Source organism: Nostoc sp. T09 (assembly GCF_002154695.1).
Lineage (GTDB): Bacteria > Cyanobacteriota > Cyanobacteriia > Cyanobacteriales > Nostocaceae > Aulosira.
The window spans coordinates 1-394 of record NZ_MTAV01000207.1 but is presented as its reverse complement, the minus strand read 5'-3'; the positions used below and the strand labels follow the sequence as shown (position 1 = coordinate 394).

At 54.8% G+C, this 394-nt stretch carries 1 protein-coding gene; it reads left to right on the top strand.

Annotation, left to right across the window (positions count from 1 at the left end; translation table 11 throughout):
• Window positions 1–394: HEAT repeat domain-containing protein (locus BV372_RS31510; RefSeq protein WP_143845410.1), on the top strand; the 394-nt coding region annotated here is incomplete at both ends.

Genomic DNA, 394 nt, shown 5'->3' with positions numbered 1-394 from the left:
ACGTCGCCGCACTGCTCAAAGATTCTAACTCTAATGTCCGTAGAGCCGCAGCTGATGCACTGGGGCAGATGCAAGCCAAAGACATTGCCGCCAACGTCGCCGCACTGCTCAAAGATTCTAACTCTGATGTCCGTAGTGCCGCAGCTGATGCACTGGGGCAGATGCAAGCCAAAGACTTTGCTGCCAACGTCGCCGCACTGCTCAAAGATTCTAACTCTGATGTCCGTTATTACGCAGCATCAGCACTGGCGCAGATGCAAGCCAAAGACTTTGCTGCCAACGTCGCCGCACTCCTCAAAGATTCTGACACATATGTCCGTAGTGCCGCAGCCTCTGCACTGGGGCAGATGCAAGCCAAAGACTTTGCCGCCAACGTCGCCGCACTCCTCAAAGA